Annotated in this window: 3 protein-coding genes; 1 reads left to right on the top strand and 2 read right to left on the bottom strand. The window is 72.2% G+C overall.

The window, feature by feature from the left end; all coding sequences use genetic code 11:
* Positions 1-2,886: ankyrin repeat domain-containing protein (locus AC1DQP_RS18450; RefSeq protein ID WP_478052198.1), on the bottom strand; the 2,886-nt coding region annotated here is incomplete at its 3' end.
* The gene (locus AC1DQP_RS18445; RefSeq protein ID WP_457317817.1) at positions 2,879-3,148 is read right to left on the bottom strand and encodes a YcgL domain-containing protein; all 270 of its coding nucleotides are present in this window, start codon (positions 3,146-3,148) and stop codon (positions 2,879-2,881) included. The genes AC1DQP_RS18450 and AC1DQP_RS18445, both read right to left, overlap by 8 nt.
* 32 nt (positions 3,149-3,180) lie before the next feature.
* On the opposite strand from AC1DQP_RS18445, the gene AC1DQP_RS18440 reads away from it, so the two are divergent.
* The coding region (locus AC1DQP_RS18440; protein ID WP_478052197.1) for a hypothetical protein at positions 3,181-3,361 on the top strand (181 nt) is incomplete at its 3' end.

Below are 3,361 nucleotides of genomic sequence, written 5' to 3'. Positions count from 1 at the left end.
GTGCAGCGGGCCCAGTTGCTGCGCGTCGCCGGCATGCACGTTGGCGCCGGCGGTGAGCAGGCGCGCGACGATGTCGGGCAGGCCCAGCGCCGAGGCCAGCATCAGCACGGTGACGCCACCGGGCAGGCGGTATTCGAGTTCGGCGCCGGCATCGAGCAGCGCCGAGACGATGTCGATCTGGCGCATGCTCACCGCTGCCGACAGYGGCGTGGCGCCGCTCGCCGCGGCGTGCTGCGGGTTCGCACCACGCGCCAGCAACAGGTCGACCACGGCCAGGTGGCCACCGCCCGCGGCGCGCAGCAACGCGGTGCAGCCCTGCGCGTCGACCACGTCGACGGCAAAGCCCAGGTCGATCAGGCGACGCACCGCATCGGCATCGCCAGACATGGCCGCGGCCGGCAGGTCGCCGTCGCGCAGCGCACGTCGCGGCAGCGGCCACACCCGCCAGTCCAGCCAGTCGGCGAGGTCGCGGCGACCGATCGACAGCGCCACGCCCAGGGGGGTCTGGCCATCGGCCGCGCGGGCTTCCGGGGACGCGCCCTGCAGCACCAGTAGTTTCAGCGAGCCTTCGCGGGCCAACGCCGTGGCCAGGTGCAGGGCGGTCATGCCATGGCTGTCGCGCGCCTCACGGTCCACGCCAAGCACCAGCAGCGCATGCTGCAGCCGCAGCCAGCCCAGGCGCACGGCCAGCGACAGCGGCGGATCGCCGGCCGGCGACGGCGCGAACGGATCGGCGCCACGTTCCAGCAGTTCCAGCGCCAGTTGCTCCAACCCGCGCGAGGCGTGATCGTGTTGGGCGCAGGCGCTGAGCAGACGGGCCAGGCCGCCACGACCGGCCGGGGACAGGCCACGGCGCAGCAGCACCTGCAACGCCGGGACGGCATCGATGCCGCGCGCCAGCAGCGCGAACATCGGCGTGTCGCCGCAGGCATCGAGGACTTCCGGCGCGGCACCGTTGGCGATCAGCCAATCGACCGCCTGCGGATCCAGTGCCAGCTCGGCGTCGTGCAGCAGGCCACCCAGTTCGTCGGGCGCGCACAGCCGCGCCAGCGCGGCCATGCCGTCGAAATTGCCGAAGCCCAGCGCTTCGCGCAGCAGGTCCAGCGGCGGCCGGTCCGGCAGCGACGGCGTGCCCGGGCCTGCCTCGGTATCGACCGCGACCAGCCCGTCGGTGACCGATGCCGGCAGCGGATAGTTGCGGTCCAGCAGCGACACGATGGTCCAGCGCCCGGCGCTGGCGGCGATGTCGACGGCGCGACGGCCCTGCGGATCGGGAATGTCGGCGGCGATGCCCAGTTCCAGCAGGCGGCGCACCAGCAGCGGCGACACGTTGTCGGCCATGCAGGCCAGCAGCACCGCGTTGCGCCCTTCCCCATCGACGRCATTGCGCTCGGGATGGTGCGGCAGCAGGTGTTCGATCACCGCCGCGCGACCGCCCCGGGCCGCTTCCAGCCATGGGGTGCGCGAAAGTGCATCGCGCGATTCAAGGTTGGCACCGGCGGCCAGCAGCACATCGATGATGTCCACATGGCCGGCCAGCGCGGCCTCGTGCAGGGCACTGCGGCGCTGGCGGTCGCGCGCGTCGGCGCGCGCCTTGTGCTTGAGCAGCAGCTGTACGCCGGCCGGATCATCTTCTTCGGTACCGGCGGCGGCCAGCAGCACCGGGGTGCCCTCGGCCGGCTCGGTCTTGGCGCCGCGCTCGAGCAGGAACCGCGCCAATCGCCAGTTGCCGACCTGGCAGGCCACCGCCAGCGGCGACCAGCCTTCCTGGTTGAGTGCGTCCACTTCGGCGGCGGCATCGCGCAGCAGCGCGGCCACGCCCGGATCGGAACTGCGTGCGGCGTGGTGCAGCGGCGTGTTGCCATCGCTGTCGACCGCGCGCGAATCGGCGCCGTTGGCCAGCAGGGTCATCACCGCCTCGGGTCGGCCGTGCCAGCTGTCACGCGTGGCGGCCAGCAACGGGGTCATGCCCCGGTGCGGTGCATTGACGTCCACCCCGCGCGCGATCAGTTCGCGCAGCAGGCGCAGGTCCGGCAGCACGGCGGCCAGCACCGGCAGGTTGCGCTGGTCGCGCCAGGCCGGATCGGGCAGGCCATGCGGATCGGCGCCGGCGGCCAGCAATTGCAGCGCACGGTCGACGCGGCCACTGCGGGCGGCGTCATACAGCGCTGGCAGGTGTTCGTGCTGGCCGAGGTGTTCCAGCGGCTGCGGTTCGGCGTCGTGGTTGGCCAGCGCATCGGCACCGTGGCCGTCCACATCGAAGGGGTTGCGCACGGCCAGCGCGGTGGCCGGGGCGATGGTCTGCAGCAGCAGGTGCGCCAGCGGCGACAGCACCACCACGGCGGCGGTCAGCGGCCAGCGCAGTGCGTCCGATACCAGGCCGGGCCAGGCAGGCAGCACCACCAGCGCGCAGAGGGCAACCACCAACGCAGCCACGCCCAGCCCACGCCAGGCGCTGAGGTCACGGCCGGACAGGGCCTGCSAGTGGCCGGTCAGGCTGCCATCGGTGCGTTCGATTTCATTCCACAGCGGCCACGTGCGCCAGACGCCAAGCAGGGCGGCGCTGACGGCTACGCTCAGGCCGAGCACGGCGGCAAGGCTGCCGCTGTCGTGCAGGGCGCTCAACGGCCAGGCCACCAGCGCGGCCAGCAGCAGCGGGCCGGCCAGCCAGGGAACCAGCAGCGCAGGCAGGTCCTGCCGCAGCAACTGCGGGGGCGCATGCACGGGGCGGGTACGTCGCCACCAGGCGATGCCGAGGGCGAACGCCGGCTGCGCCAACGCCACGCCAAGGGCGGCAGGCACGCCGCCGAGCGCGGCCGCCAGGGCCAGCAGGACGCCGGCGGCGAACGCGATGGCCATGGCGCGGCTGCGCAGGGGATCAGTCATCGCGGCGACGCGGGACGCGCACCGGGGCGACCGGTGGCGGGGGCATCTGCAGATGGAATCCGCGCTCGGCCAGGTTGGCGCGCACTTGCCCGACGTCGGCCAGGGCGAGGCGACGGTCAGGGGTCAGGGCGACTTCGAGCACGAATTCAAACGGCGCCAGCGTGGCTTTCAGCGCGTCGGGGACGGCGTTGAAGTCATCGCGGGCGGCGAGGTAGACGTAGGTGTCCTGCTTGCGTTGGCTTTTGTAGACGTAGGCTTGCATTGCCTGCGGGGCGCTGCCCTGGAGTAGATACGATGATTGTGTCGGAAACCACGCAAGGGGGAAAGCCGGGATCGGCTTCCGGCGTCGGTTTGATGGCGCGCGGCAGATTCAGGTTCATCAATGTCGCGGGGGTGTTCAGGTGGGTTTGGTCTTTTTGGCCGCGTTTTTCTGAAGCCCCAAGCAGCACGTCGTTTCCGTTTAGGGGGATGGGGC

Source organism: Stenotrophomonas sp. P5_A8 (assembly GCF_056400545.1).
This window is presented reverse-complemented; position numbering and strand designations above follow the sequence as displayed.